Source organism: Cupriavidus sp. PET2-C1 (assembly GCF_054515855.1).
In genome coordinates this window covers 1,598,463-1,620,652 of record NZ_CM137260.1, presented here as the reverse complement: position 1 = coordinate 1,620,652, position 22,190 = coordinate 1,598,463, and the positions used below count along the sequence as shown (strand labels likewise).

At 65.4% G+C, this 22,190-nt stretch carries 20 protein-coding genes; 10 read left to right on the top strand and 10 right to left on the bottom strand.

Annotated elements, in window-relative coordinates; translation table 11 throughout:
* Positions 1–79 precede the first annotated feature (79 nt).
* A complete protein-coding gene (gene hpnA / locus ACX12D_RS27220; protein ID WP_441638335.1) occupies positions 80–1,081 on the top strand; it encodes a hopanoid-associated sugar epimerase in 1,002 nt (333 codons plus the stop codon).
* Positions 1,082–1,112: 31 nt separating this feature from the next.
* Here hpnA and ACX12D_RS27215 read toward each other — a convergent pair whose 3' ends face one another.
* The 4 genes from ACX12D_RS27215 to ACX12D_RS27200 form a co-directional block, all read right to left on the bottom strand.
* Positions 1,113–2,252 (bottom strand): glycosyltransferase, encoded by a 1,140-nt coding sequence (locus ACX12D_RS27215; protein ID WP_459374126.1) that lies wholly within the window; start codon positions 2,250–2,252, stop codon positions 1,113–1,115.
* A gap of 68 nt (positions 2,253–2,320) precedes the next feature.
* Positions 2,321–3,289, bottom strand: coding sequence for a ferritin-like domain-containing protein (locus tag ACX12D_RS27210; protein WP_236702091.1), 969 nt, complete (start codon positions 3,287–3,289; stop codon positions 2,321–2,323).
* Between the two features lie 127 nt (positions 3,290–3,416).
* A complete protein-coding gene (locus tag ACX12D_RS27205) occupies positions 3,417–4,232 on the bottom strand; it encodes a helix-turn-helix transcriptional regulator (protein WP_459374125.1) in 816 nt (271 codons plus the stop codon).
* Complete coding sequence (locus ACX12D_RS27200) at positions 4,216–5,151, bottom strand: DMT family transporter (RefSeq protein WP_459374123.1); 936 nt, start codon at positions 5,149–5,151, stop codon at positions 4,216–4,218. Before ACX12D_RS27200 ends, ACX12D_RS27205 begins: the two co-directional genes overlap by 17 nt.
* A 219-nt stretch (positions 5,152–5,370) precedes the next feature.
* Here ACX12D_RS27200 and surE point away from each other — a divergent pair, with 219 nt between their 5' ends.
* The 5 genes from surE (at position 5,371) to ACX12D_RS27175 (ending at position 13,093) form a co-directional block, all read left to right on the top strand.
* Positions 5,371–6,141 (top strand): 5'/3'-nucleotidase SurE, encoded by a 771-nt coding sequence (gene surE, locus ACX12D_RS27195; protein ID WP_459374122.1) that lies wholly within the window; start codon positions 5,371–5,373, stop codon positions 6,139–6,141.
* Positions 6,142–6,381: 240 nt separating this feature from the next.
* Positions 6,382–7,878: a DUF3375 domain-containing protein gene (locus ACX12D_RS27190; protein ID WP_459374121.1), complete on the top strand. Its 1,497-nt coding sequence runs from the start codon at positions 6,382–6,384 to the stop codon at positions 7,876–7,878.
* A gap of 1 nt (position 7,879) precedes the next feature.
* Positions 7,880–8,635, top strand: coding sequence for a DUF4194 domain-containing protein (locus tag ACX12D_RS27185; RefSeq protein ID WP_459374120.1), 756 nt, complete (start codon positions 7,880–7,882; stop codon positions 8,633–8,635).
* Positions 8,632–11,955, top strand: coding sequence for an ATP-binding protein (locus tag ACX12D_RS27180; protein WP_459374119.1), 3,324 nt, complete (start codon positions 8,632–8,634; stop codon positions 11,953–11,955). The genes ACX12D_RS27185 and ACX12D_RS27180 overlap by 4 nt, the downstream gene beginning before the upstream one ends.
* Positions 11,939–13,093, top strand: a complete 1,155-nt coding sequence (locus tag ACX12D_RS27175; RefSeq protein ID WP_459374118.1) for a Wadjet anti-phage system protein JetD domain-containing protein — start codon at positions 11,939–11,941, stop codon at positions 13,091–13,093. Before ACX12D_RS27180 ends, ACX12D_RS27175 begins: the two co-directional genes overlap by 17 nt.
* Positions 13,094–13,110: 17 nt before the next feature.
* On the opposite strand, the gene ACX12D_RS27170 is transcribed toward ACX12D_RS27175, so the two are convergent.
* The 4 genes from ACX12D_RS27170 to ACX12D_RS27155 all read right to left on the bottom strand — a co-directional run bounded on the left by ACX12D_RS27170 (position 13,111) and on the right by ACX12D_RS27155 (position 15,977).
* Positions 13,111–13,539: a PIN domain-containing protein gene (locus ACX12D_RS27170; protein WP_459374117.1), complete on the bottom strand. Its 429-nt coding sequence runs from the start codon at positions 13,537–13,539 to the stop codon at positions 13,111–13,113.
* Positions 13,526–13,759, bottom strand: a complete 234-nt coding sequence (locus ACX12D_RS27165) for an AbrB/MazE/SpoVT family DNA-binding domain-containing protein (protein ID WP_174428675.1) — start codon at positions 13,757–13,759, stop codon at positions 13,526–13,528. The genes ACX12D_RS27170 and ACX12D_RS27165 overlap by 14 nt, the downstream gene beginning before the upstream one ends.
* Before the next feature lie 188 nt (positions 13,760–13,947).
* Positions 13,948–15,489: a tripartite tricarboxylate transporter permease gene (locus ACX12D_RS27160; protein WP_459374116.1), complete on the bottom strand. Its 1,542-nt coding sequence runs from the start codon at positions 15,487–15,489 to the stop codon at positions 13,948–13,950.
* A 5-nt stretch (positions 15,490–15,494) separates the two neighbouring features.
* The gene (locus ACX12D_RS27155) at positions 15,495–15,977 is read right to left on the bottom strand and encodes a tripartite tricarboxylate transporter TctB family protein (RefSeq protein ID WP_459374115.1); all 483 of its coding nucleotides are present in this window, start codon (positions 15,975–15,977) and stop codon (positions 15,495–15,497) included.
* 584 nt (positions 15,978–16,561) lie between these two features.
* Here ACX12D_RS27155 and ACX12D_RS27150 point away from each other — a divergent pair.
* A complete protein-coding gene (locus ACX12D_RS27150) occupies positions 16,562–17,644 on the top strand; it encodes a porin (protein ID WP_459374114.1) in 1,083 nt (360 codons plus the stop codon).
* A 129-nt stretch (positions 17,645–17,773) separates the two neighbouring features.
* Here the strand turns inward: ACX12D_RS27150 and ACX12D_RS27145 are convergent, their stop codons facing one another.
* Complete coding sequence (locus tag ACX12D_RS27145; protein WP_441641575.1) at positions 17,774–18,121, bottom strand: antibiotic biosynthesis monooxygenase family protein; 348 nt, start codon at positions 18,119–18,121, stop codon at positions 17,774–17,776.
* A 65-nt stretch (positions 18,122–18,186) separates the two neighbouring features.
* Positions 18,187–18,816 carry a LysE family translocator gene (locus ACX12D_RS27140; protein WP_459374113.1) on the bottom strand — a complete coding sequence of 210 codons (630 nt, stop codon included), beginning with the start codon at positions 18,814–18,816 and terminating at the stop codon, positions 18,187–18,189.
* 132 nt (positions 18,817–18,948) lie between these two features.
* Between ACX12D_RS27140 and ACX12D_RS27135 the strand changes: the two genes are divergently transcribed.
* The 3 genes from ACX12D_RS27135 to ACX12D_RS27125 all read left to right on the top strand — a co-directional run bounded on the left by ACX12D_RS27135 (position 18,949) and on the right by ACX12D_RS27125 (position 22,125).
* Positions 18,949–20,274: an aminotransferase-like domain-containing protein gene (locus ACX12D_RS27135; protein WP_459374112.1), complete on the top strand. Its 1,326-nt coding sequence runs from the start codon at positions 18,949–18,951 to the stop codon at positions 20,272–20,274.
* Positions 20,275–20,505: 231 nt separating this feature from the next.
* The gene (locus ACX12D_RS27130; RefSeq protein ID WP_459374111.1) at positions 20,506–20,811 is read left to right on the top strand and encodes a hypothetical protein; all 306 of its coding nucleotides are present in this window, start codon (positions 20,506–20,508) and stop codon (positions 20,809–20,811) included.
* A gap of 294 nt (positions 20,812–21,105) precedes the next feature.
* Positions 21,106–22,125, top strand: coding sequence for a helix-turn-helix domain-containing protein (locus ACX12D_RS27125; protein ID WP_459374110.1), 1,020 nt, complete (start codon positions 21,106–21,108; stop codon positions 22,123–22,125).
* The last annotated feature ends 65 nt before the right edge of the window (positions 22,126–22,190 follow it).

Sequence of the window (22,190 nt, the reverse complement as noted above, 5' to 3'; positions counted from 1 at the left end):
TACTATATACCGGTGCCGCAACCTTTGCCTGGCACCTGGCTACAGCCAGCAACACTTTGAGGGTTTTTCGGTGGTTGAAATGAGTTCAGGGGACTACGTCCTGGTAACGGGCGCATCCGGCTTTCTCGGCTCGGCAGTGGCGCGGCAGGCATTGGCGCGCGGTTTTCGCGTACGGGCGATGGTACGCGCCGGCAGCCCGCGCCGCAACCTGGAGGGCCTGCCCGTGGAGATCGCCGAGGGCGACATGCGCGACGCGCGCGCCATGGAAAGCGCGCTCCGAGGGGTGCGCTATCTCTTCCACGTGGCGGCGGACTACCGGCTGTGGGCGCCGGATCCCGAGGAAATCGTGCGCACCAATGTGGCTGGCACCGAGACGGTGATGGGTGCGGCACTGGCTTGCGGGGTCGAGCGCATCGTCTACACCAGCAGCGTGGCTACCCTGCGCGTCGCGGGCGCCACCGCGCCGGTGACGGAAGAGGCCGCCATGGCCGGTCATGAGGCTATTGGCGCCTACAAGCGCAGCAAGGTGCTGGCCGAACGCGTGGTGGAGCGGATGGTGGCCCGCGACGGGCTTCCTGCCGTGATCGTCAACCCTTCCACGCCGATCGGCCCGCGTGACGTGCGGCCCACGCCCACCGGCCGCATCATCGTAGAGGCCGCCACCGGCAAGATTCCCGCCTTCGTCGATACCGGCCTGAACCTGGTGCATGTGGATGATGTGGCCGAAGGCCATATGCTGGCGCTGGCGCGCGGCGTGACCGGCGAGCGCTACATCCTCGGCGGGCAGGACGTGGGCCTGCAACAGATGCTGGCCGATATCGCTGCCATGACGGGGCGGCGTGCCCCAACCATCCGCTTGCCGCGCTGGCCGCTTTACCCGCTCGCCTACGGGGCGGAGGCGGTGGCGCGCATGACCGGCAAGGAGCCCTTCCTGACGGCGGATGGCCTGTCGATGTCGAAGTACCGGATGTTCTTCAGCTCGGAGAAAGCCCGCCTGGCGCTAGGCTACCAGGCGCGGCCATATCAACAAGGGCTGGGCGAAGCGCTCGACTGGTTCCGTAGCGCCGGCTACCTGGGCTAACGGGTTAAGCCTCGACTGTCAGCCCTGACGGTCAGCCCCGTTGGGGGGCCTGCGCGCGCCCCTTCCACTGGCCGCCTTTGCGCAGCCAGTAGCGGCGCGCGGAGTCGACCGTGGCGCCGAGGTAGAACAATGCCGTCACCGGCAGCAGTGGTGCCAGCCAGAGCGGCTGGCGGTATTCACGCAGCATGGGCACGTAGGCCAGCGCCATGGCCAGCCAGGCGGCCCATGCCGGCCACAGCCGCAGGCCGCCGCCGAGCGCCAGCAAGGGTGGCGCCAGGTAAGTGAGGACCATGCCAGCCACTGCGCCGGCCAGCAGCAGCGGCGAATAGTGCAATTGGGTGTACGCGCTGCGGGCAATCATGTCCCACAGGCTGCGCCAGTCATCGTAGGGGCGCACCGAAATGCTGTCGTCGGCCAGGTCGAGGCGGATCGAGCCGCCTTGCTTGATGCAGGCAGCCAGGCTGCAGTCATCGATCAGTTCGCCCTGGATCGCCGCAAATCCCCCAATGCGGGCCAGCGCGGCACGGCGCGCCAGCATGCAGCCGCCGGCGGCCGCCGCCACGCTGCTGCGCGGATTGTTCACCCGCGCAAACGGGTAGAGCTTGGCAAAGAAGAACACAAAGGCCGGGACGATCAGGCGTTCCCACCACGATGCGCAGCGCAGCCGCACCATCAACGACACCAGGTCCCGCTGCTCGTGCGCGGCACGCGCCACCAACCGGGCCAGTACGCCGTTGCCGTGGTGGATGTCGGCGTCCGTCAGCCATACCCAGCCGGCTCCGGGCGCTGCCTTGTCGGCGGCGGCGAGGCCTTCGGACTGCGCCCAGACCTTGCCGCTCCAGCCGGCCGGCAGGTCGCGCGCCGTGATCACGGTCAGCGCATCCGCCTTGCCCAGCGCCGCCGCGGCGCTGCGCGCGATGTCGGCGGTGTCGTCGGTGCTATGGTCATCCACCACCACCAGCCGCAGCGCTGCGGGATAGTCCTGGCCCAGCACGCTGGCCACGGCGCCGCCAATCACGTCCGCTTCGTTGCGAGCCGGGATGATGGCAACCACCTCAGGCCATTGCGCGGGCGCGGGTGCGGGGCCGGGTTTGCGCACTCGCCAGAAGCCGGCACGGCCGGCAAGCAGCACGCACCAGATGGCGAGCGAGATCAGGGACAACACAAACATCTCAAAAAACTCCAGGACAGGATGGGTAGGGCAGCAGCGACGGCATCAGCGCATCAGCGCATCACGCATCAGCGCAACAGGCGCCGGGCAAGCCGGGCAAGCTTGGGCACGGTTTCGGGGCGCAGCAGGCGCGGATCGTAGCCGGCCATGCGGCGGTCGTTCTCCGCCAGGCAAAGCTCGATCATCGCCCGCGGCGACAGGGCCTCGGCTAGCGAGGACGTGCTGTTCATGGGGAAATTGGCGTCCTTGGCCACGCCGTCGGCATCGATGCCGCGCGCAATGCCAACACGCTCCCAGATCAGGAAGGCCCACACCCGCATCACCTTGAGCGTGTAAAGCGGGCGCCGCCACCAGGGCAGGTTGCGGCGGTACCAAGCCGCCCAGTTGACGAAGAACAGGATGTGGCGGCCTTCCTCCTGGATGACCGGCTCGAACGTTTCCACCAGCTCCGCGGGGAAGAAGCCTGAGCGCTTGGCCGCGGCAAACAGGCCAAAGGCAAAAAAACTATCGATGCACTCGCTGTAGCCGGTGACCAGCCAGCCCCACTCCACGTCAGCTGGCGGGCGGTACTCAGGCTCGGGTGCCAGGGCGATGCCGTAGGCTTCTACCAGTTTCGACAGCACCACCTTGTGGCGCGCCTCCTCGCCACCATCCATTTCCAGTGCGCTGCGCAGCAGGGGGGCGGTCACGGTATCGGCGAAGGCCTGCACCCGCACGGAAGCACGGCCTTCGGTCTGCACCGCGATATCCCATATCGGCAGCGAGGTCACCCGGCGCAGGGCATCCGGGTCAAGCCTGGGCCAATCGATGACGGCGGGTTTGTAGGGGTTGTGGGTTTGCAACAGCATATTGCAGAACATGCGCAAATGCTGCGGCGAGCCGATGCGGACCGGCCCGGGCTCGGGGTCGGTCCAGTTGCGCATGGCATGGTCGGCCTGGTCGATCTCGGCCTTGGCGAGGGCAGCGACCACGGCGGCGGCCTTGGCCTCGGTGCTCGCCTCGCTGGTTCTGCTGGGTGTGGCAAGGGCGTCTGACATCCTGCTCCCCTGGCGGTTGATGGTCCGGGGGTAATTCTAGCGTGGCCGGCGCGCTTGCGCGTGCCGGCCACGCATCACGGCACGTGCAGGGTACGGCAGGGAACGGCAACGGGGGACCGCTCGCGTACTAGCGCGATGCCGGCAAGGCGATATTCGCCAGCCCGAGGCCCGCACGCCATGCACCCGGCGGCATGCCGAAGCGCTGGGTGAAGCTGCGCGTAAAGGTGGTCTGGTCGGGAAAGCCTAGCGCCAGCGAGATATCCGCCAGCGGCAGGGCCCGGTCCGCCAGCAGGCGCGCGGCCTGGTCCAGCCGCAGGCGCGTCTGGTAGCGATGCGGCGTATCGCCAAAGGCGTCGCAGAACAGGGTGTGGAAGCGCCGCACGCTCCAGCCGAACTGTGCCGCGAGCCGGTCGGCCCGCAGCGGCGCGTCCAGGTGCTGGCGCAGATAGGCGTCGATTCGCGCCAGCGGAAAATGCGTGGGCTGGGCGCGCCCGCCCACGCCCACCGCCTGCGCCAGGTCGGTGGCAAGGGTAGCGGCCAGCTGCCAGTGATGTTGCCGGGAGCTGGCTGCCTGAGGCGGCGTGGCCAGGCGCCGCACGCGATCGCTCCAGCCGCTGGTGATGGCAAACGCCGTGGGCCGGTCCATCAGCGCGGCCGGCAACGCGAGCGATCCCGGCGGAATGTCCAGCACCAACTGCCGGTTGCCGGCCAGCCCCAGGAAGTCGTGACGCTCCCCGGCGGGCACGATCAGCCCGCCGCAGGGATCGAGCCGGTGCAGGTGGCCGCCGATTTCCAGCTCGCAGGCACCGTCCAGGCCGAACAGGACCTGATGGTAGTCATGGCGATGCCACTCCCGCTCTGGCTGGTAGACGCGGGTCTCCACCAGCGGCGCCGGCCGGCCCGCCTGCGCTAGCTGCACAGCATCGTCATCGTGCGGCGGCATGGCTGGTTTTGCGAGGTCTCCCGGCGCCCTGGCCGGTCTGGCATAGCCAGACCCCAATGCCGGCAACGAGCAGGCCCAGTAGCTGCAGGGCCCCGAGCTTGTCGCCAAACAGCAGCCAGGCCTGCAGCGCCGCCAGCGGCGGCGCCAGGAACATCAGCGACGCGGCGGTGGCAGCCTGCCCGCGCCTGACGATGCGCACCAGCAGATAGGTGCCCAGGCCCGACAGCACCAGCGTGGCCCAGGCCAGCGCCGACCAAAGCGCCATGCCCGGCTGCCAGTGCGACTCGCCCAGCAGCCATGCCAGCGCGCCGGCCACCAGGGCCCCGCCCACGTTCTGCCAGGCCATGCTGGTGCGCAGGTCGGCCGCGGCAATCGAGGTTTTCTGCAGGATCGTGCCCATGGTGATGGAGAGGATGGAGATGACCGCCACCAGCACCACCCAAGGTGAAACGGGACTGGGCGCGCTGGCCAGGGTGGCGGGTGCCACCACCAATACTACGCCCAGGGAGCCCAGTGCAAGCCCGCTCCAGCCTTGCCGGGACGGAAACTCCCCCAGCAGCGGGATCGCCAGCAGCGCGGTCAGCAGCGGTTGCAAGGCACCGAGCAAGGCCATGGCCGACGGCGCAAGGCCATGCGCGATGGCCCAGTAACCGCCACCCAGGTAGCTGCCGTGCAGGAGCGCGCCCGCCAGCAAGTGCCGCGGCACTTCGCGCAGCGCTGGCCAGCGCGCGCCACCGGCCACGGCCACGGCCGCGAACAGCACGGCCGCCAGGAAGAAGCGGGCCAGCAGGAACAGGCTGGGCTGGGCCACCGGCACGATGGCACGGCCCACGATGAATCCGGTCGACCAGATCAGGACAAAGGCCAGGCTGGACAGCCAGGCGGCTGAGGCGGGGACGCTGAGGCGGGATGAGGGCATGGTATTTCAGCGCGCCGGTGGCGCGCACGGGGCGGCAATGATCGACAATGGGCTGCAGGCTAGCCGCTCGAAGCCGTCCTGTCTTGGCAAATCCGGCAACGCGTGGCCGAACCGTCACGGCTTCGGTTTATAGTCTGGCGCTAGCCCCGGCTGCCATGCCGCACGCTGCGTGCCGCGCAAGGCAACCCGGCATTCGTCAACCTACGGTCCTCTATAGCCATGTCCGAACCCCTGTTGGAACGCGTACTCCTCACCAACGATGACGGCATCGACGCCCCCGGCCTGGCCGTGCTCGAAGCCGTGGCGGCAACGCTGGCACGCGAGGTCTGGGTGGTCGCGCCCGAGCATGACCAGAGCGGCACCTCGCACTCCCTGAGCCTGCACGCGCCGCTGCGCATCAGCCAGCAAGGCGAACGCCGCTTCGGCGTGAGCGGCACACCGGGCGACTGCGTCGTCATGGCCGCCCGGCACCTGATGGCCGACACCCCGCCGAGCCTGGTCCTGTCGGGCATCAACCGTGGCGCCAACCTCGGCCTCGAAACCGTGTTCTCCGGCACCGTCGGCGCCGCCATGACCGGCGTGCTGCTGGGCATCCCGGCCATTGCGCTGAGCCAGGCTTTCACCGATCGCAACGCGGTGCGCTGGGAAACGGCGCGCGCGCTGGCGCCCGGCGTGATCCGCCGCCTGCTTGCCGCCGGCTGGAACCAGCAGGCCTGCCTGAATATCAACTTCCCCGATGTGGAGCCCGGGTCCGCCGGCCCGCTCACCGTCACCCGCCAGGGCGTTGGCCTCGTCAAGGATCTTGCCGTGCGGGCCCATGTCGACCCGCGCGGCATCCCGTATCACTGGCTGCAGTTCTCGCGCGGCCCGCAGCCGGACGCCGACGACAGCGAGGCGGTGGTGGTCGGCAGGGGCGCGATTTCTGTGACGCCGCTGCGCTTCGAGCGCACCGACGAGGAGGCGGCCGCGGAACTGGCGGGGCGGCTTTGAGGTAATGACCGGTGGTGCCGCCCGGGGGCGGCACCCTGCCACACGGCGCCCGCGTCGCTCTCCGCTGCTTCGATGATCGGCCATCACCTGGATCCTGCGCTGGCATTTCTCTCCCGCACCCGTCTGATAGCATCTCTCTTCGAGGGAATCCGGCGTTTGCCTTCACGCCGGATGATCGGACCATCACGGCATGGTTTTCCTTGATCGGAACCGACGAAAGCACTTCACACAGATAGCGAGATGGATCTCGATTGGAAGCAACGTACGCAGCAGTATGTCCAGGCCCGGCGCCAGCATCCGGCTTGGCAATTGCTTGCAGCGCGCAGTTCACCGCTGGTCCTGAGTTGTCTGCAGACTCTGTTTGAGAGGAGTCACGACGGGATCGTTTTCGAAGAGGCGCAGCAGGCCTTGGCGGCGCTGCTGGAGCAGCACGCCAATAGCGATGAATTCGGCGTCGACGCTGACGACTGCGCGGCAGCAGCGCGCAAGGAGTTGCGCGCCTGGATCCGGCGCGCGCTGGTGATCGAGCGGGAGGGGCGTCTGTATGCTACGGATGCGCTGGAGGAAGCGCTGAGGTTCGTGGCCGGACTCGAAGGCCGGCTGATGACATCAACCGCATCGCGCTTGTCCATCGTGCAACGGGAGATCGAGAATCTGGAGTCAAGCCTGAATCCGGACCCGCGCAGCCGCGCCAGATATTTGCAGCGCAAGATCGCCGAACTTGAAAGCGAACTGGCTGCGGTCAACGCAGGTGAGGTCAAAGTACTGAGCGATGCCGAGGCAGCCGAGGGCATTCGCGAAATATTCAACCTGGCCACCAGCTTGCGGGGGGACTTCCGGCGGGTGGAGGACTCCTATCGCGAGGCGGACCGGCGGCTGCGGCAATCGATTGTCAGCGAGCGCAACCACCGGGGCGAGGTTGTCGACAAGCTGCTGAATAGCCACGATGGCCTGCTGGAGACGCCGGAAGGCAAGGTGTTTCATGGTTTTCAGCAGCAGTTGGGGCGCTCGGCGGAACTGGATGCGATGAAGCATCGCTTGCGTTCGATCATCAGGCATCCAGCCACCCGGTTGGCCTTGAATTCGCAGCAGCAAGGTGAGTTGCGCTGGTTGATTATTCGCTTGGTGGACGAGTCGGCAGCGGTGATTCGCGCACGCGCCCGCAGTGAGCGTGATGTCAAGGGGTTCCTCAAGACGGGCCTGGCTGCCGAGCATCATCGGGTCGGAGAACTGGTCAATGACATTCTGCAGCAGGCCCTGGCGGTGGACTGGGGCAGTGCTGCGGTACGTCGCCAGGCCGGCCCTTTGCCGCCAGTCGCCATCGCGGTGTCGGGGTTGCCACTAGTGGAGCGGCTTCGCTTCAAGGCCAGCGAGGACGATGAGCAGCAGGGCCTCGAACTTGGCGCCCGCGGCATGGATCCCACGCTGATCGATGAGGATTTCTGGGATGCGTTCGATAGCCTTGACCGCCAGGCATTGATCGAGCGGACGCTGGCTTTGCTGCAAGAGAGCGGGCAGGCCATGGGCATTGCCGAGCTGGCGCGGCATCTGCCGCCGACCCATGATCTGGAGTCGATTGCGTTGTGGCTGGGCATGGCGAGGGAGGCTGACGCCCCGGTGCATCCGCAGCGCGAGAGCGTAGATGTGCTTGGCCGTGACGGAATTGCCCTGCGTTTCCAGGTGCCACAGGTGGAATTGGGCGCCGAACATCTGCGCGGCTTGGACATGGAGATATAGCATGGCGAGCATTTTTGATGACCTGACCGCGGCGGATGAGTCCGCCGCAACCGTGGATTCGTCTTCGCGAGACAGCGAAGAAGAGGTTCCGCTCCCATCCTCCGCGCATGCCGGGGCAGAGGGTGGGCTTGCCATCACCCCGCGCCAGGTCAAGGATGCCTGCCAGGAGTTGCTCAAGCTCGGCTTGCTGGAGGCCGCGAGAAAGCCCAACCTCTATCGTATCGCTATCACCCATGCGGCCGATATCGATCGCATCCTGGAGCCGCTGGACCTGGCCTTGAAGATCGACGACGTGCGAGGGCTGGCCTTCCTGGTGGTGTCACAACCATTGTTCGCGCAGGCGGAGGACGAGTGGTCGCATCCACTGGTGCGCCGCCAGCGCCTCACACTCGAACAATCACTGCTGGTGGCCTTGTTGCGCCAGCACTATGTGGCGCATGAGCAGGAGGGCGGGATTGGGGCCGGAGATGCCCAAGTGGCGCTGGAAGACCTGCTGCCACAGGTGCAGCTCTACCTGGGCAACCTGGGCAGCGACGCGCGCGAGCAGCAGCGTTTGCGCACCTTGCTGGAGAAGCTAAAGCCGCATGGCATTGTTTCCGAGGTCGATCCACACGATCAGGTCTCCATCCGGCCCATCATCGTCCATCTTGCCAATCCCGAGAACCTGCAAAGCCTGTTGCAGGCCCTCAGGCTCGCAGCGCAGCCTGCGGGTGGCGACGATAGCGGCGCGTCGAGCGATCCGGAGGGCGCCGTATGAAGCCTCCCCAGGCAGGGCATCCATCAATCGAGGAGTTGCTGCCCTGCGCGGCCTATGTGCTGACGCATCTCGACGTCTACAACTGGGGGCCGTTTGGGGGACGGCACCATGCCGAGATCGATATCGAGGGTACCGCCATCATCGGGCAAACCGGCAGCGGCAAGACGACGCTGGTCGATGCCCTGATGACATTGATCGCGGCCCAGCCGCGTTACAACCTGGCCTCGACCGGCGGGCATGAAAGCGATCGCGATCTGGTGTCCTATGTGCGCGGCGTGTCCGGGGCGGGTCGAGGTGGCGATACCGACCATATTGCCCGGCCGGGCAAGACCGTGTCGGCGATCGCCGCAAGCTTCGGCAACGGCAACGTGCGCTTGACCATTGCCGGCATCTTTACGTTGGAGGGGAGTAGTTCGGCGGCCGCCGACCTTGACAGGATCTGGTTGATTTCCCGGCAGGAGCAGCAAGGGCTGGACGAGTGGCTCGAAGTGCATCACGCCGGCGGCAAGCGCGCATTGAAGCAGCTTGGGCGCGAGTTTGCCGATCTGCAGGTATTCGAGAGCAAGAAGGCTTATGTCGCACAACTACGCCGCTTCTTCGAGGTGGGCGAGAACGCTTTCACCTTGTTGAATCGTGCCGCCGGCCTCAAGCAGTTGAACAGTATCGACGAATTGTTTCGCGAGTTGGTGCTCGATGACCGCTCGGCGTTCCAGCGCGCGGCCGAAGTAGCGTCCGAGTTCGACGACCTGGCGGCGATCCATCAGGAGTTGGAGATTGCGCGCAGGCAGCGGGAGTCGCTGCTGCCGGTCGAGAAGGGGTGGCAGTCGCGCGGCGAGTACCGTCAACAACAAGATGTCCAGCTCGACCTGATTGCCATGCTGCCGGTCTGCTATGCGCTGCGTGCGCACCAGCTTTGGGGGGAACGTGTCACCTATCTTGAGCGGCAGATGGAACTGTGCGCGCAGCGCATCGAGGCGCTGGCCACGGAGGCCGCCAGCCAGGAAGCCGAGGAACAGCTCCTGCGCGATCTGTACTTGCAGAGCGGCGGAAGCAGCATCGAGCTGCTGGAAGCCCAGATCGTGATGCAGCGCAATCATCGAGAGAACTTGCAGCGGCATGCGCAGGATTATCTGCGCCTGACGAAATCCCTTGGACTCGACGGTACGCTCACGCTGGATGCCTTCGTGGTGAATCAGTCGCAGGCCGGCGAGTTGAAGATGCAGGGGGAAGCGGCGTTAGCTGAGCAGGAGCGCAAGGTGTTTTCGTTGGGCGCGAACGTGGCGGCCGGCGAGAAGGCGGTTTCCGATCTGGAGACGTCCCTGGCGCAGGCGCAGGCGCGGCCCGGCTCTAATATCCCGGGACCTTACCAGCAGTTCAGGAGTGAGCTGGCCACATACCTGAACCTGGTTGAAGATGCGTTGCCGTTTGTCGCGGAGTTGGTTGAGGTACAGCCAAAGCAGGCGCAATGGCGCGGCGCTATCGAGCGCGCTCTCGGCGGGCACCGCTTGCGTCTGATGGTGCCGCCGGAGGCGATGAGCGAGGCACTCTCCTGGGTGAATGGGCGCGATAACCGGCTGCATGTACGCTTGCTGGAGGTCAGGGTGCCGACGCAGGCGGTGGCGTTCTTTGTGGATGGTTTCACGCAGAAGCTGAATTTCAAGGGCCATGACTACAGGGATGCCGTGCAGCAGTTCCTGGCGGGCATCGATCGGCATTGTGTGGCCTCCCCGGAGGCCTTGAAACACACGCCGCATGGCATGACGGCCCAAGGCCTGATGTCGGGCAAGAGCGGGTTCTTTGAGAAGCAGGACAAGACGCCCCTGAACCAGGGATGGATGACCGGCTTCGACAACAAGGATAGCCTGGCAGCGCTCCAGCAGCAGTTGCGGGATGCTCAGTCGGCGCTAAATGCGCACCGGGCGCTTTTTGAAGCTGCAAGGGGCGACGTGAGCGCAGGGCGCTTGCGCGTGGGACTGCTGGAGCGGCTGCTAAGTGTTCAGTTCCAGGATATCGACGTGCTGCAAGCCGAGCGCGCGTTGGCCAGCTCGCTCAAGCGCCTGGATGGCTTGGCGAGCCCGGCATCGGACACTGCCAAGGCAAAACGGGATTGGGAGGCTGCCAAGATGCAGTTAACCAAGACAAACGAGGCGCGCGAGAATAGCCGGATCGTCCAGGCCGGCTTGCGGAGGGAGCGCGAGGCTGCGGTGACGCAGCGCGAGCGTGCCTACCGACGAAGCGGCGATGGGCTGGGCGCGCAACAACAGGCACTAGCATGGCAGCATTTTGACTTGTCCGGTGTGCAACAAGTCGATGTGCTGGAGGATCACGAGGCCGAGGCGGAAGGGCGCTTGCGTGGGCACCTGCAAAAGCTCGCCAACGACCTTGTTCGCTGCGAGAAGGATCTGATCCGCGCTATGGGACAAGCGAAGCGCGAGGATACCGGCGCCCTGTCCGATGTGGGCACTGAACTAGAGGACGTGCCGCAATACCTGGCGCGCCTGAAGATACTGAACGAAGAGGCCCTGCCAGAGAAGCTGCAGCGCTTCCTGAACTACCTCAACCAGTCCTCCGACCAGGGCGTAACCCAGTTGCTCGGCAGTATCGAGAACGAAGTGGCGATCATCGAGGAACGCATCGAAGATCTTAACAACACCATGCGCCGGGTCGATTTCCAGCCCGGGCGGTATCTGCGGCTGGATCCGCGCCGTGTGGTTCATGAGAGCTTGAAAACGCTGCAGCAGGCGCAACGCGCGCTACGTTCGGCGGCATTGAAGGACGATCAGGGCGAAAGCCACTTCCGGGCCCTGGCGCAGGTGGTGACGTTGTTGCGAGAAGCCAGCGAGCGCCGGACCACGGTTGGCGCGCGTGCGCTGCTGGATCCGCGCTATCGCCTGCAGTTTGCCGTGTCGGTGATCGAGCGCGGCACGGGCGCGGTCATGGAAACCCGCACCGGCTCACAGGGCGGAAGTGGCGGCGAGAAGGAGATCATCGCCAGCTATATCCTGACAGCCTCGCTGAGCTATGCCCTGTGCCCGGATGGCGGGAGCAAGCCGCTATTCGGCACCATCGTGCTGGATGAGGCATTCTCGAAAAGCTCGCAGGCCGTGGCCGGGCGGATTATTTCGGCGCTGCGGGAGTTTGGCCTGCATCCGCTGTTCGTCACACCGAACAAGGAAATGCGTCTGCTGCGCGCACATACCCGCTCCGCGATCCTGATTCACCGCAGAGGGCAGCAGGCCACCATGACATCGCTGAGTTGGGAAGAGCTGGATGTGCTCGCTCGCTCTAGACAAAACAGCCAAGATGAAGTCACCGGATGAGTTGGCGGCGAAGCTCGCCAGGCATTGGCAATCCGCGGATATGCGCGTGGCGCGATTGCTCCAGGCCGATAGCTGGCCGCTGAGTCTGCCGATAGGCAGGCCGAGCGCGAGGGCTTTTGCCGACGAGACCGGTCTGGTCAGGCGGCATGTGCAGCGCTGGCGTGAGATGCAAGTCGGAACGGTTGTCTGGCAGGATGTGGCGTACCGAGCCGGCAATGCGCCGGTTGAAGTGCCGCAGAGTTGGGAGTTGCGCACGCCGTCGGAATGGGTCTTAGCCACTGGGGATACAGCGATCCAGGCTGAATATCGGGCGCTGGGCCAGCTGGTACAGGCAGTCGATCCGCGCTTCCACCCCTTGATTCTGCGTCAACGCCGCCTTGCGGTAGACCGCCCGGCAGGCGAAGTCGCCAAGGCGAGCGAGGTCGCACTGGCCTTGACGCCTGGCTGTGCGGGGGGACGGCCGCTGCGGGCATTGACTGTCTGCAATATTGATAGCAAGTTCATCGAACGCAATCGCGCCTTGTTGATCCAGATGCTCGATGTGCGCTTTGACGGACTGCCGAGCGAGCTCGGGCTGGAGTCCTTCCTGGATGCAGCCGATGATAGCGATCATTGGCTCCTGTTGGTGCCGCTGGCGCCTGGACTGCTGCCGTTTTCGCAGCAGCGCGTGCGCGTCAGCGAGCTTGGTCTGTTGCCGGAGTCCGTCAGCCATATCCTGGTCGTGGAAAACGAGCGCTGCCTGCATCAATTGCCGGCGTTGGCCGATACCGTCGCCATCCTCGGTGCGGGTTTGAACCTAGGCTGGATGCGAGCCGAATGGCTGGCGCAAAAGCATGTTGCCTATTGGGGCGACATGGACACCTGGGGGCTGACGATGCTGGCCAGGGCACGGCAGGCCCTGGCCGATGTGACTGTCGTGCAGATGAATCGAGCCTGCTTCGATCAATACGCTGTAGGGTTAGCTGTGGCGGAGCCTGTGCCGGCCGGTGTCGAGCCGCCGGAGGGCCTCACAGTTGTTGAAAGGGACTTCTATCTGTATTTGCGCCGGCAGGAGCGCGGGCGCATTGAGCAGGAGTTTCTGCCGCCAGACCCGGTAGTCGCGGCGCTAATCGCGTGGCACGGGGGCGCGCTGGATTGATCTATTGCGCGGCCCCCTCAAGCTGTCCCAAGGGACAGCCCTGCCGCAAACGGATTGCGAACACGCAATCCTTCTTCGATCAGCATCCCGTCCTGCATATCCTCGGAATACAAGATCTCGCAGTCGGACAGCAGTGCCGCCGCTATGATCATCGCATCGTAGACGCTGAACCCGTAACGTTCGGCAATCTGCCTGCCTTTGTCATGTGTTTCCACTGTGAGCGGCTCCACGGGGCACAGGGACTGAATCAGTCTCACAACCTCGCTTACTTCTGGCCACGGCATAGCCAGCTTGCGGCGAGCCACGTTGGTGATTTCGTTCAAGACCTGCACGCTGATTCTGCCCCCGGCCTGGACGACGGCTTCGGCGCGATCCGCTTTTGCCGTGTCGGCGGACAACAGGTACAACAGTACGTTGCTATCGATGAACGCCTTACGCGCGGTCATTGATATCGTCCCGGTCAAATTTGAAATCTGCCGGCAGGCGCCCGCGGAACTGCCGTAGTTTCGCCAGATAGTCGGCGCTGCCGGGTTTCTTCCTGACCTGGAAAACCCGTTCGTCGGCGATCACGACTTCAATGTCGTCGCCTTCGTGCAGCTCCAGCGCGTCCACCACGGAGGCGGGCAGACGGATGGCCAGGCTATTTCCCCATTTGCTGACTTGCATGATCTGTTTCTCCCATGCCACTCAAGGATGATATACGTTATCAAATGTATATCATCGCATGAGCGGCATCAAGGGGTGGTCAGTTTTGTGGCGTACTATCCCTTTCTCTTTCTTTTCGCGCGCTGCGCCCAGAGCCGTCCTTGTGACCTTTCCCGGGCTAGCCGCGCCGGTGCAGGCTTGCGTCGTGGCTACTCATTGACGGCAAGCTCGCCGCCGGCAAGCACGGCCCCTTTGCCTGCGCCGCGGCTGGCTCGCCACGCGGAATAGGTGACCCCGGTCAGCAGCAGGGCTGAGAGCACGACGAAGACGCAGCTGATCGGGCGATGCACGAACACCATCATGTCGCCGCGCGACAGCAGCAGCGAACGGCGGAAGTTCTCCTCCACCATCGGCCCGAGCACGAAGCCAAGCAGGATGGGCGCTACCGAGAACCCGAGCCACATGAGCACTGCGCCGATGACGCCGAACGCCAGTACTTCCCAGATCTCGAACAGGCTGTTCTGCGTGCTGAACACGCCGACCACGATGAAGAACATGGCCGAGGGGAACAGGTAGCGGTAGGGCACCTGCAGCAGCTTGACCCACACGCCGATCAGCGGGACGTTCAGCACGATCAGCAGCAGGTTGCCAATCCAGAAGCTGGCGATCAGGCCCCAGAAGATGTCGGGGTGATCGCTGATGAGCTGCGGCCCCGGGGCGATGCCCTGGATCATCAGCGCGCCAAGGATCAGCGCCATCACGGCGTCGCCCGGAATGCCAAGGCTCATGGTGGGGATGAAGTCGACCTGCGTCTTGGAGTGCGCGGAGGCTTCCGGCCCGGCGACACCCGCGATCATGCCCGTGCCGAACTTCTCCGGCGTCTTGGAGATCTTGCGCTCCAGGGCATAGGCGACGAAGGTCGTGATGGTGGGGCCGGTCCCGGGCATGGCGCCGAACACCGTGCCTACCGCAGTGCCCCGCACCATGGGCCAGAAGGCGGTCTTGAGCTCGGCCAGGCTGGGCCGCATGTCGCGGATGCGCAGCTTGGTTTTGGTGGCGATCACGCTCATCCGGTTGACGTTGAGCAGGAAGTCCGCCACGCCGAACAGTCCCATGGCGATGGCGACCAGCTCCAGTCCGTCGCTAAGCTCGGGGATGTTCATCGCCAGGCGGAAGGTGCCGCTGTTCACGTCGGTACCGACACAGCCGCAGACCAGACCGAACAGCGTCATCGCCACGCCTTTCAGCGGGGACCCGCGTGACATGGTGGAGCCTGCCAGCAAGCCCAGCAGCATGATCGAGAAGATCTCCGTGGGGCCAAACTTGAACGAAATCTCGGTAAGCAGCGGCGAGGCGAAGATCATCACGATGATGCCCACCGACGCGGCGAAGAATGAGCAGATCATGGTGATGCCCAGCGCCGTGCCGCCCTTGCCGGCGCGCGTCATCGGATAGCCGTCCAGGCAGGTGACCGCATGCGGCGGGTGCGAGGGCAGGTTGAGCAGGATTGCGCCGATGGCGCCGCCATATTGCGAGCCATAGAAGATCCCCGCCAACATCAGGATGGCGGGTACCGGGTGCATGGCATAGGTGAGCGGCAGCAGGATGGAAATGGCCGACAGCGCGCCCATGCCGGGCAGCACGCCAATCAGGTTTCCCATCAGCACGCCGAAGAAGGACCACATCAGGTTGGAACCCTGGAAGGCAACGCCAAAACCGAACCAGAGATCATGCAGAGCGTTCGCGGTCATGATGTTCAGACCCCCCAGGCAAAGAGCGGCAGCTGCAGTTGCAGCGCCCACCAAAACACCACCGTGGCGATGGCGCACATGGCCAGCGCCAGGATGGCGGCTTGCTTCATGGTGTTGCTCCGGTCGCCCAGCGCCGAGATAAACACGATGGCGAAGGTGGCGGGGATCAGGCCGCCGTATTTGCCCAGCAGCAAGAAGGCGAGCACGCCCAGGACGATGCAGGCGCATCCGCGCAAGTCTGGCAGGCCGGCGCCATGTCCGTGCTCGGACGCCCTGGCGTCAGCTGGCGGCTCCTTGCGCGCCGAGATGGCGATGAGCACGCCGACGATCGCCAGTAGCGCACCTACCGCTGCCGGGAAGAAACCGGGCCCCATGTGGCTCAGGGTGCCGGTGTGGTACTGAAGGCCGGCCGCCACCGTGGCGAGCCCGATCAGCGTCATCAGCCCGCCGCCGTAGTAGTCCTTCTTGAAGCGCGAGGGGGTGTTCATTGCAGATCCCCTCTGATCCGGCTGCCCGGGCGGTAGCGCGCGTTGGTGTGTTGATGCATGAGGTGGTCCCTCCGTCTCCTGTTTTTACGCCCTTGCCTTGCCGCGACTTCATCGCGGGCGTGAGCGGGTGCCGAGACTGTAGAAACGGCATCTTCCAAACGGCTTTCCGACGGCTTGCAAACGGCTTTCGGCGCAGCGATGTTGTGAAGAATTTCTCGTGGATAGGCGTTATCCCTAGCGCCGAAAACCCATGGAGCAGGGAACTTTGTCAGCGGATTTCGAGCCATGTGGCAGCCAAGTGGTGCATTGCTCACGCTCTGCCGGCAACCTGCACGCAAATCCATTTACATCACGTTGTGCTATATCGATCGCGCTCGCCGGATGCCCCGCATGCGCGTGGACCACGCCTGGATGACCGCAATTGCAGTCATGCAGACATGCAAGCATGCAAATCGACATCAAGCTTTCACATAAGACCTGGACAATGCGCTCAGCCGCCACGGGTGCGGTTCATGGCGTCTATCGCATGGCTGCCCGCGGCTGGCGGAAGACTGCCTCATCCATCCATAAGACAGAGAAAATCAGTGAAGAAAGCTCTCCTTGCAATGACTGCCGCGGCTGCTGCCGCAGGCTCCGGCGCAGCGTTCGCCCAAACCTCCTCGTCCGGCGTCACGCTGTACGGCATCGCCGATGTTGGCATCGAAGTCATCAACCACATGCCGGCCTCCGGCTCCGCGGGTGGCACCGTCACCCGCATGAACTCCGGCAACCTGTCCGGCTCGCGCTGGGGCCTGCGCGGCAGCGAAGACCTGGGCGGTGGCCTGAAGGGTATCTTCGTGCTGGAAAGCGGCTTCGATATCGATACCGGCATGTCCGGCCAGGGCAACCGCCTGTTCGGCCGCCAGTCGTACGTGGGCCTGCAGGGCAATTTCGGCGCCGTGACGCTGGGCCGCCAGCAAAACGCGCTGTATGACCTGTTCGGCGCCTATGACCCGATGGCCGTTGGCCCGCGCTACTCGCTCAACAGCGTCGACTCGCTGTTCAACGGCCGTGCCGACAACGCCTTCAAGTACACGGGCAAGTTCGGCGGCCTGACGGCTACCGGCTTCTACAGCACCGGGCGCGATGCCACGGTGACCAACGGCAGCGAAGTGCCGGGCGAAAGCAAGGTGGGCCGCAACTACGGCGCGGGCCTGGCCTACGCCGTTGGCAGCTTCTCGGTCGGCGCCGCGTATGACCAGTTCCAGGGCTCGTCGGTGGCACTGAAGGACCGCAGCGCCAAGCGCGCGGCCATCGGCGCGTCCTATGCCTTCGGCGATGCCAAGGTGTTTGCCGGCTACCGCTGGCTGCGTGACGACGGCACGGCCAGCGCCACGGCCTCCGTCACCCGCAGCAATGTGTACTGGGCAGGTGCGCAGTACAAGTTCACGCCTGCGTTCCAGCTGACCGGCGCAGCGTACTACACCGACATGAAGAACAGCGGCGCGGATTCGTGGATGTACGTGCTGTCGGGCGACTACTCGCTGTCCAAGCGCACCGATGCCTACGTGAACATTGGCTACGTGAAGAACAAGTCGGGCTCCACCCTGGGCCTGAACGGTGCCGGCACGGCACTGCCGGGCGCGAACCAGACCGGCGCCACCGTCGGCGTGCGTCACCGCTTCTAAGCCGCATCTAAGCCGCATCTGAGCGGTAACTGAGCGGTAACTGAGCAGCACCTGGGCGGCATCCTGCGCACGGAGGATGCCGCCAACAATCATATCGACCTTGCTGATGCGCGAGGATCGCTTGGCCGGTCAGATCGACCGGCCTTTTTTCTCTTCTTCGCCGAACCGCGTGAAGTGAGCCAGGCTGCCGTCGCCATAGACGCGCTCCACCTTTGACACCACGACGTGATAGCCGTCATACCATTTGCGGTACTGGCGCTTGGCGTCAAGGTGCCGTGGATGGGCAGCGAAGGCCCGCAGGGCTTCCTGATCCCGCCAGTAGTAGCTGGCATTGGCCAGCTTGCCGTCGGGCGAGCGCCAGGATTCGGCCCCCAGGAAGCCGGCGATGCTGCCCGCCACCTCGTCAATGACCGCGCTCAGCCGCTGGAACTCTTCGTCGATCTTGCCGGGCTTGTAGATAAAGGCTGCGATGTACATCTCGTGTTGTCTTTCTCGTATTGTCTTTTCAGGATAGGGATGAAAGTGCCCGCCATCTTCGCCGGCTAGGACACCTTCGGCATGGCAAGCAACCTCAGCGCCAGCAGCGCCAGCACCACGGCAAGCCCGTATTTCTGGAACACGGCGGCACGCGGGTTGCGGCTCAGGAACCGCCGTGCCGAGCCGCCAGCCGCGCCCAGCAGGCCGTGGAACACGGTGCTGATCGCCGTCAGCACGCAGCCCAGGACAATCAGCTGCCGGGCCACGTTGCCCTTGCCCGGGTCCACGAACTGCGGCAGGAAGACCATGAAGAACAGCAACGCCTTCGGATTCAGCAAGCTGTTCAGCGTGGAGCGGAAAAACACCGATTTCAACGAGGCCTGCCGGGTCACCGCGCCCAGCGGCAGCAGCGGTCGGCGCAGCGCTTTCCAGGCCATCCACAGCAGGTACAGGGCTCCCGCATAGCGGATCAGGTCGAAGGCCGGGGGCCACGCGGCAATCACGGCGGTGATGCCGGTTGCCGTCAGGACGGTCAGCACGAGATCCGCCGCGGCGATGCCGAGCGCGGCCGCCGCGCCGCCGCCGAGGCCGTAGGTGACGCCGTGCGCCATGACGAAGGCCATGTTTGGCCCGGGTGACAGCAGCAGCACCATCACGGCCGCGGCGAACACCGACAAGGTAGCGAATTCGATCATGCCCAGGTTTCCAGAAAGCTCCGCGGAGCCCTTTACGTTGTCGAGGCTGATAGCGTAATCTTTGTGTCTGATACAAACAAAAAATTGTTCTAGATACAAAGAACGATCCGACGAAGGCGCACAGACCAAGGCATGATCCCAGCCCGGTACAAAACCATCATGGACGAGATCGCGGGGCGCATCCGCGAGGGGGGGCTGCCGCCAGGCACGCAATTGCCGACCGTTCGCGCCTTGATGAAGCAGCATGGCATCGCCCTGGCCACCGCATCGCGCATCTACCGGGAGCTGGAATCCATCGGGCTTGTCGTTGGCGAGACCGGCCGGGGCACCTTCGTGCGCGACACCTCGCTGCCGCGCGGTCTGGGCCTGGAGCAGCACCCGGTGCGTTCCGGCGCGGTCGATCTCACCTTCAACTATCCGTCCTTGCCCGGCCAGGCCGACATGCTGCGCGACGGCCTGCGCACCATCGCGGCCTCGGGGGACCTCGACGCGCTGCTGCATTCGGCGCCCCAGGGTGGGCGGGCGCACGAGCGGCAGACCGCGGCCAGGCACCTGCGCAACCGGGGCATCCGGGTGGGCGGCGAGCAGGTGCTTATCGTCAATGGCGCGCAGCAGGGCCTCGCCGTGACGGTCATGGGCCTGCTCAAGCCGGGCGATGTCCTGGCTGTGGACGCGCTGACCTATCCCGGCATGAAGCGGCTCGCGCAGACGCACCGTCTTGACCTGGAGGCGGTGCCGCACACGGTAGAAGGCATGGACCTGGAGCATCTGGCGGCACTATGCAAACGGCGTCCGGTGCGCGCCGTCTACGTCATGCCAACGATGCACAATCCACTGGGCACGGTGATGGCTGAGCCGTCCCGGGTCCGGCTTGCCGAGCTTGCCGACAAGCATGACTTCCTGGTCATCGAGGATGGCGCCTATGCCTTCCTGGCCGAGCCGGCACCCAAGCCGGTCTTTACCTACGCGCCCGAACGCACGGTTTATGTCTCGGGGCTGTCCAAGAGCGTCGCGTCCGGCTTGCGCGTAGGTTTTGTCGCCGCGCCCCTTGCGCTGGTGCCCGCGCTGGAGGGCGCAATCCGCGTCTCGACCTGGAACACGCCCACGCTGACCGTGGCGCTGGGTTGCCACTGGATCGAGGCCGGACTGGTCGACGAGCTCGAGGATCGCAAGCGCAAGGACGCGCGGCGGCGCCAGAGCCTGGCGCGCCGCGTGCTGCGGGGGTGCGCCATCACCGCGCACCGCTCGTCCTACTATCTCTGGCTTTCCTTGCCCGAGGACCTGCGAGCCGATCGCATTGCCGTGGACCTGGCGCGCGAGGGCGTCCTGGTGACAACGGCGGAGCCGTTCGCCGCGACGCCCAACGTGCCGCATGCGCTGCGGCTCGCCATCGGCTCCATTTCGCTTGAAGCCCTGGAGGCGGCGCTGGCGAAGGTGCGCAGGGCGGTGGCCGGCTGATACCTCCCCCCTTTAAGGCTGGCAGCGGCCCGCCGTTGCGTGTAACGCATACCTCACCGTGCAAGCGGATATCGGGCTGGGCCGCGGGTTGCGCCGGAGCGGTGTCCCTGGCTGCCAAGCTTTGTCCTGCCATGACGCCAATGATGCCGGCCTATAGTGGAACGGGTGGGGCGGGGCCGGCGGCTGCTCCGCGGTCTGTGCCCTTCCGCTAACGCATCAAGGGGAAACATCATGTTGATAGCCAGATGGCAGATCGATGCCCGCTTTGGGCACAAGCAAGAGGTCATCGACCGGTTGCAGGGCTGGGCGCGCGAGATCGCGCCGCAGGTGGGGCTGGTGCGCGGGCGCCTGCTGACCGGCTCGATCGGCGCGCTGGAGGCGACCGTGGTCCACGATTGGGAAGTGAGCGACCTCGGCGAACTGGACCGTGCGTGGAGCCAGCTCGCATCGATTCCGGCCCATGCGCAATGGGGCAGGGAACTGGAGCCGTTCGTGGTCTCCGGCACTGCTCGCTGGGAAATCTATCGCGTTGTCTGAACCCGGAGTCCTCTCCCGGAGCCTGCGGCCATCGTGGCGGGCGACAAGCCAAGGCTCCCAAAGGCGCATCCCGGCAAATCACGCTTGACCGGCGCCCCGGCCGTCCCGAGCAGGTTGTGCGGCAGTGCAGCAACCGGTGCGGCGACGGGGCCGGCTTGCCATTGTCCGGGCCGGCGCGAGTGCGCCTGCGTAGTTGTTCCCATTGTCTGTCCCCGGGCTTTCCATTAGGCTGGCCGTCCAGCTTCCCGCACTTCCGGCGCGCGCGCCATGCCGCCGGTCACTGGAGATGCCCTGATGCCCGCTGTGCAGAGCCTGCCGCAGAATATGACGCGCACGACCAATATGACGTTCGATCAATGGCGCGAGGCCATCGATACGAGTTTCCTGCCGCTCGAATATTCCCGCCAGGCGCGCGGGCCGTTCCATTGCAATGTCAGCTATGCGCGCTTCGGTGCGTGCGCGGTGGCGGACATGGAGGTTGACGCGCATCGCGTGGCGCGCGAGCGCCGGCACGCGGTGGCTTCCGATGCGGGTTTCTTCAAGATTTTCTGGCAGCTGAGCGGGCGCAGCCGGGTGGCGCAGCGCGGCAACGAAGCGTCGCTGGAGCCGGGCATGTGGTCGATCTACGATACCGCGCAGCCCTATAGCATCGAGATGGCGGAGCGTTGCCGCGTGCTGGTGCTGCTGGTGCCGCAGGAGCGCGCCTTCGGCTGGCGGCAGGCGGCCACCTGCCTGGGCGGACGGGCGCTGCGCGGCGAGGGCGCGGCGCGCATCGCGGTGTCGGCGCTGGGGGCGCTGCTGCACGACACCTGCGCGGGCCACCTGCTGGACCAGCAAGGCCAGGTGGTGCTGCAGGATTCCGTCGTGTCGCTGATGGAGACGGCGCTACAGGGCGCGCACGCACCGTCGCCCGCGGTGATAAGGGACGGCACGGACGCCGCCATGGCACGCCATCTGGGCGAAGCGCGCATGAACCGCATCGCCGGGTTCGTCGACGCCCATCTGCACGATCCGGCGCTATCGGCGCAAAGCCTGGCGGTGGTCCTGAACGTCTCGCGCCGCACGCTGTATAACCTGTTCCGCGAGTTCGGCCAGACGCCGCATGCCTATATCCTCTCGCGCCGGCTGCGGCAGGCTGCGCTGCGCCTATCCGGCGGTGGGGAGGGCGGGCGCAGCATTACCGAGATTGCGTTTGCGCTGGGGTTTGCGGATGCCGCGCATTTCAGCCGGGTGTTTCATGAGCGGTTCGGGATGAGTCCGACGCAGTGGCGGCAGCAGAATGCGGGGGGCGGGGGGGTTGCTTTGCGGCATTAGATGGGGGGATGGGGGGGGCTTGGCTGCAACTGCAACTGCAACTGCAACTGCTTAAAGTCAAAGGC

Bases quoted from the DNA above. Each gene is read 5' to 3' on its own strand.
- ACX12D_RS27175 (WP_459374118.1), top strand. From the start codon at position 11,939: ATGAAGTCACCGGATGAGTTGGCGGCGAAGCTCGCCAGGCATTGGCAA.
- ACX12D_RS27180 (WP_459374119.1), top strand. From the start codon at position 8,632: ATGAAGCCTCCCCAGGCAGGGCATCCATCAATCGAGGAGTTGCTGCCC.
- ACX12D_RS27210 (WP_236702091.1), bottom strand. From the start codon at position 3,289: ATGTCAGACGCCCTTGCCACACCCAGCAGAACCAGCGAGGCGAGCACC.
- ACX12D_RS27190 (WP_459374121.1), top strand. From the start codon at position 6,382: ATGGATCTCGATTGGAAGCAACGTACGCAGCAGTATGTCCAGGCCCGG.
- ACX12D_RS27155 (WP_459374115.1), bottom strand. From the start codon at position 15,977: ATGAACACCCCCTCGCGCTTCAAGAAGGACTACTACGGCGGCGGGCTG.
- ACX12D_RS27200 (WP_459374123.1), bottom strand. From the start codon at position 5,151: ATGCCCTCATCCCGCCTCAGCGTCCCCGCCTCAGCCGCCTGGCTGTCC.
- ACX12D_RS27170 (WP_459374117.1), bottom strand. From the start codon at position 13,539: ATGACCGCGCGTAAGGCGTTCATCGATAGCAACGTACTGTTGTACCTG.
- ACX12D_RS27130 (WP_459374111.1), top strand. From the start codon at position 20,506: ATGTTGATAGCCAGATGGCAGATCGATGCCCGCTTTGGGCACAAGCAA.
- surE (WP_459374122.1), top strand. From the start codon at position 5,371: ATGTCCGAACCCCTGTTGGAACGCGTACTCCTCACCAACGATGACGGC.
- ACX12D_RS27205 (WP_459374125.1), bottom strand. From the start codon at position 4,232: ATGCCGCCGCACGATGACGATGCTGTGCAGCTAGCGCAGGCGGGCCGG.
- ACX12D_RS27215 (WP_459374126.1), bottom strand. From the start codon at position 2,252: ATGTTTGTGTTGTCCCTGATCTCGCTCGCCATCTGGTGCGTGCTGCTT.
- ACX12D_RS27185 (WP_459374120.1), top strand. From the start codon at position 7,880: ATGGCGAGCATTTTTGATGACCTGACCGCGGCGGATGAGTCCGCCGCA.
- ACX12D_RS27140 (WP_459374113.1), bottom strand. From the start codon at position 18,816: ATGATCGAATTCGCTACCTTGTCGGTGTTCGCCGCGGCCGTGATGGTG.
- ACX12D_RS27125 (WP_459374110.1), top strand. From the start codon at position 21,106: ATGCCCGCTGTGCAGAGCCTGCCGCAGAATATGACGCGCACGACCAAT.
- ACX12D_RS27135 (WP_459374112.1), top strand. From the start codon at position 18,949: ATGATCCCAGCCCGGTACAAAACCATCATGGACGAGATCGCGGGGCGC.
- ACX12D_RS27160 (WP_459374116.1), bottom strand. From the start codon at position 15,489: ATGACCGCGAACGCTCTGCATGATCTCTGGTTCGGTTTTGGCGTTGCC.
- hpnA (WP_441638335.1), top strand. From the start codon at position 80: ATGAGTTCAGGGGACTACGTCCTGGTAACGGGCGCATCCGGCTTTCTC.
- ACX12D_RS27145 (WP_441641575.1), bottom strand. From the start codon at position 18,121: ATGTACATCGCAGCCTTTATCTACAAGCCCGGCAAGATCGACGAAGAG.
- ACX12D_RS27165 (WP_174428675.1), bottom strand. From the start codon at position 13,759: ATGCAAGTCAGCAAATGGGGAAATAGCCTGGCCATCCGTCTGCCCGCC.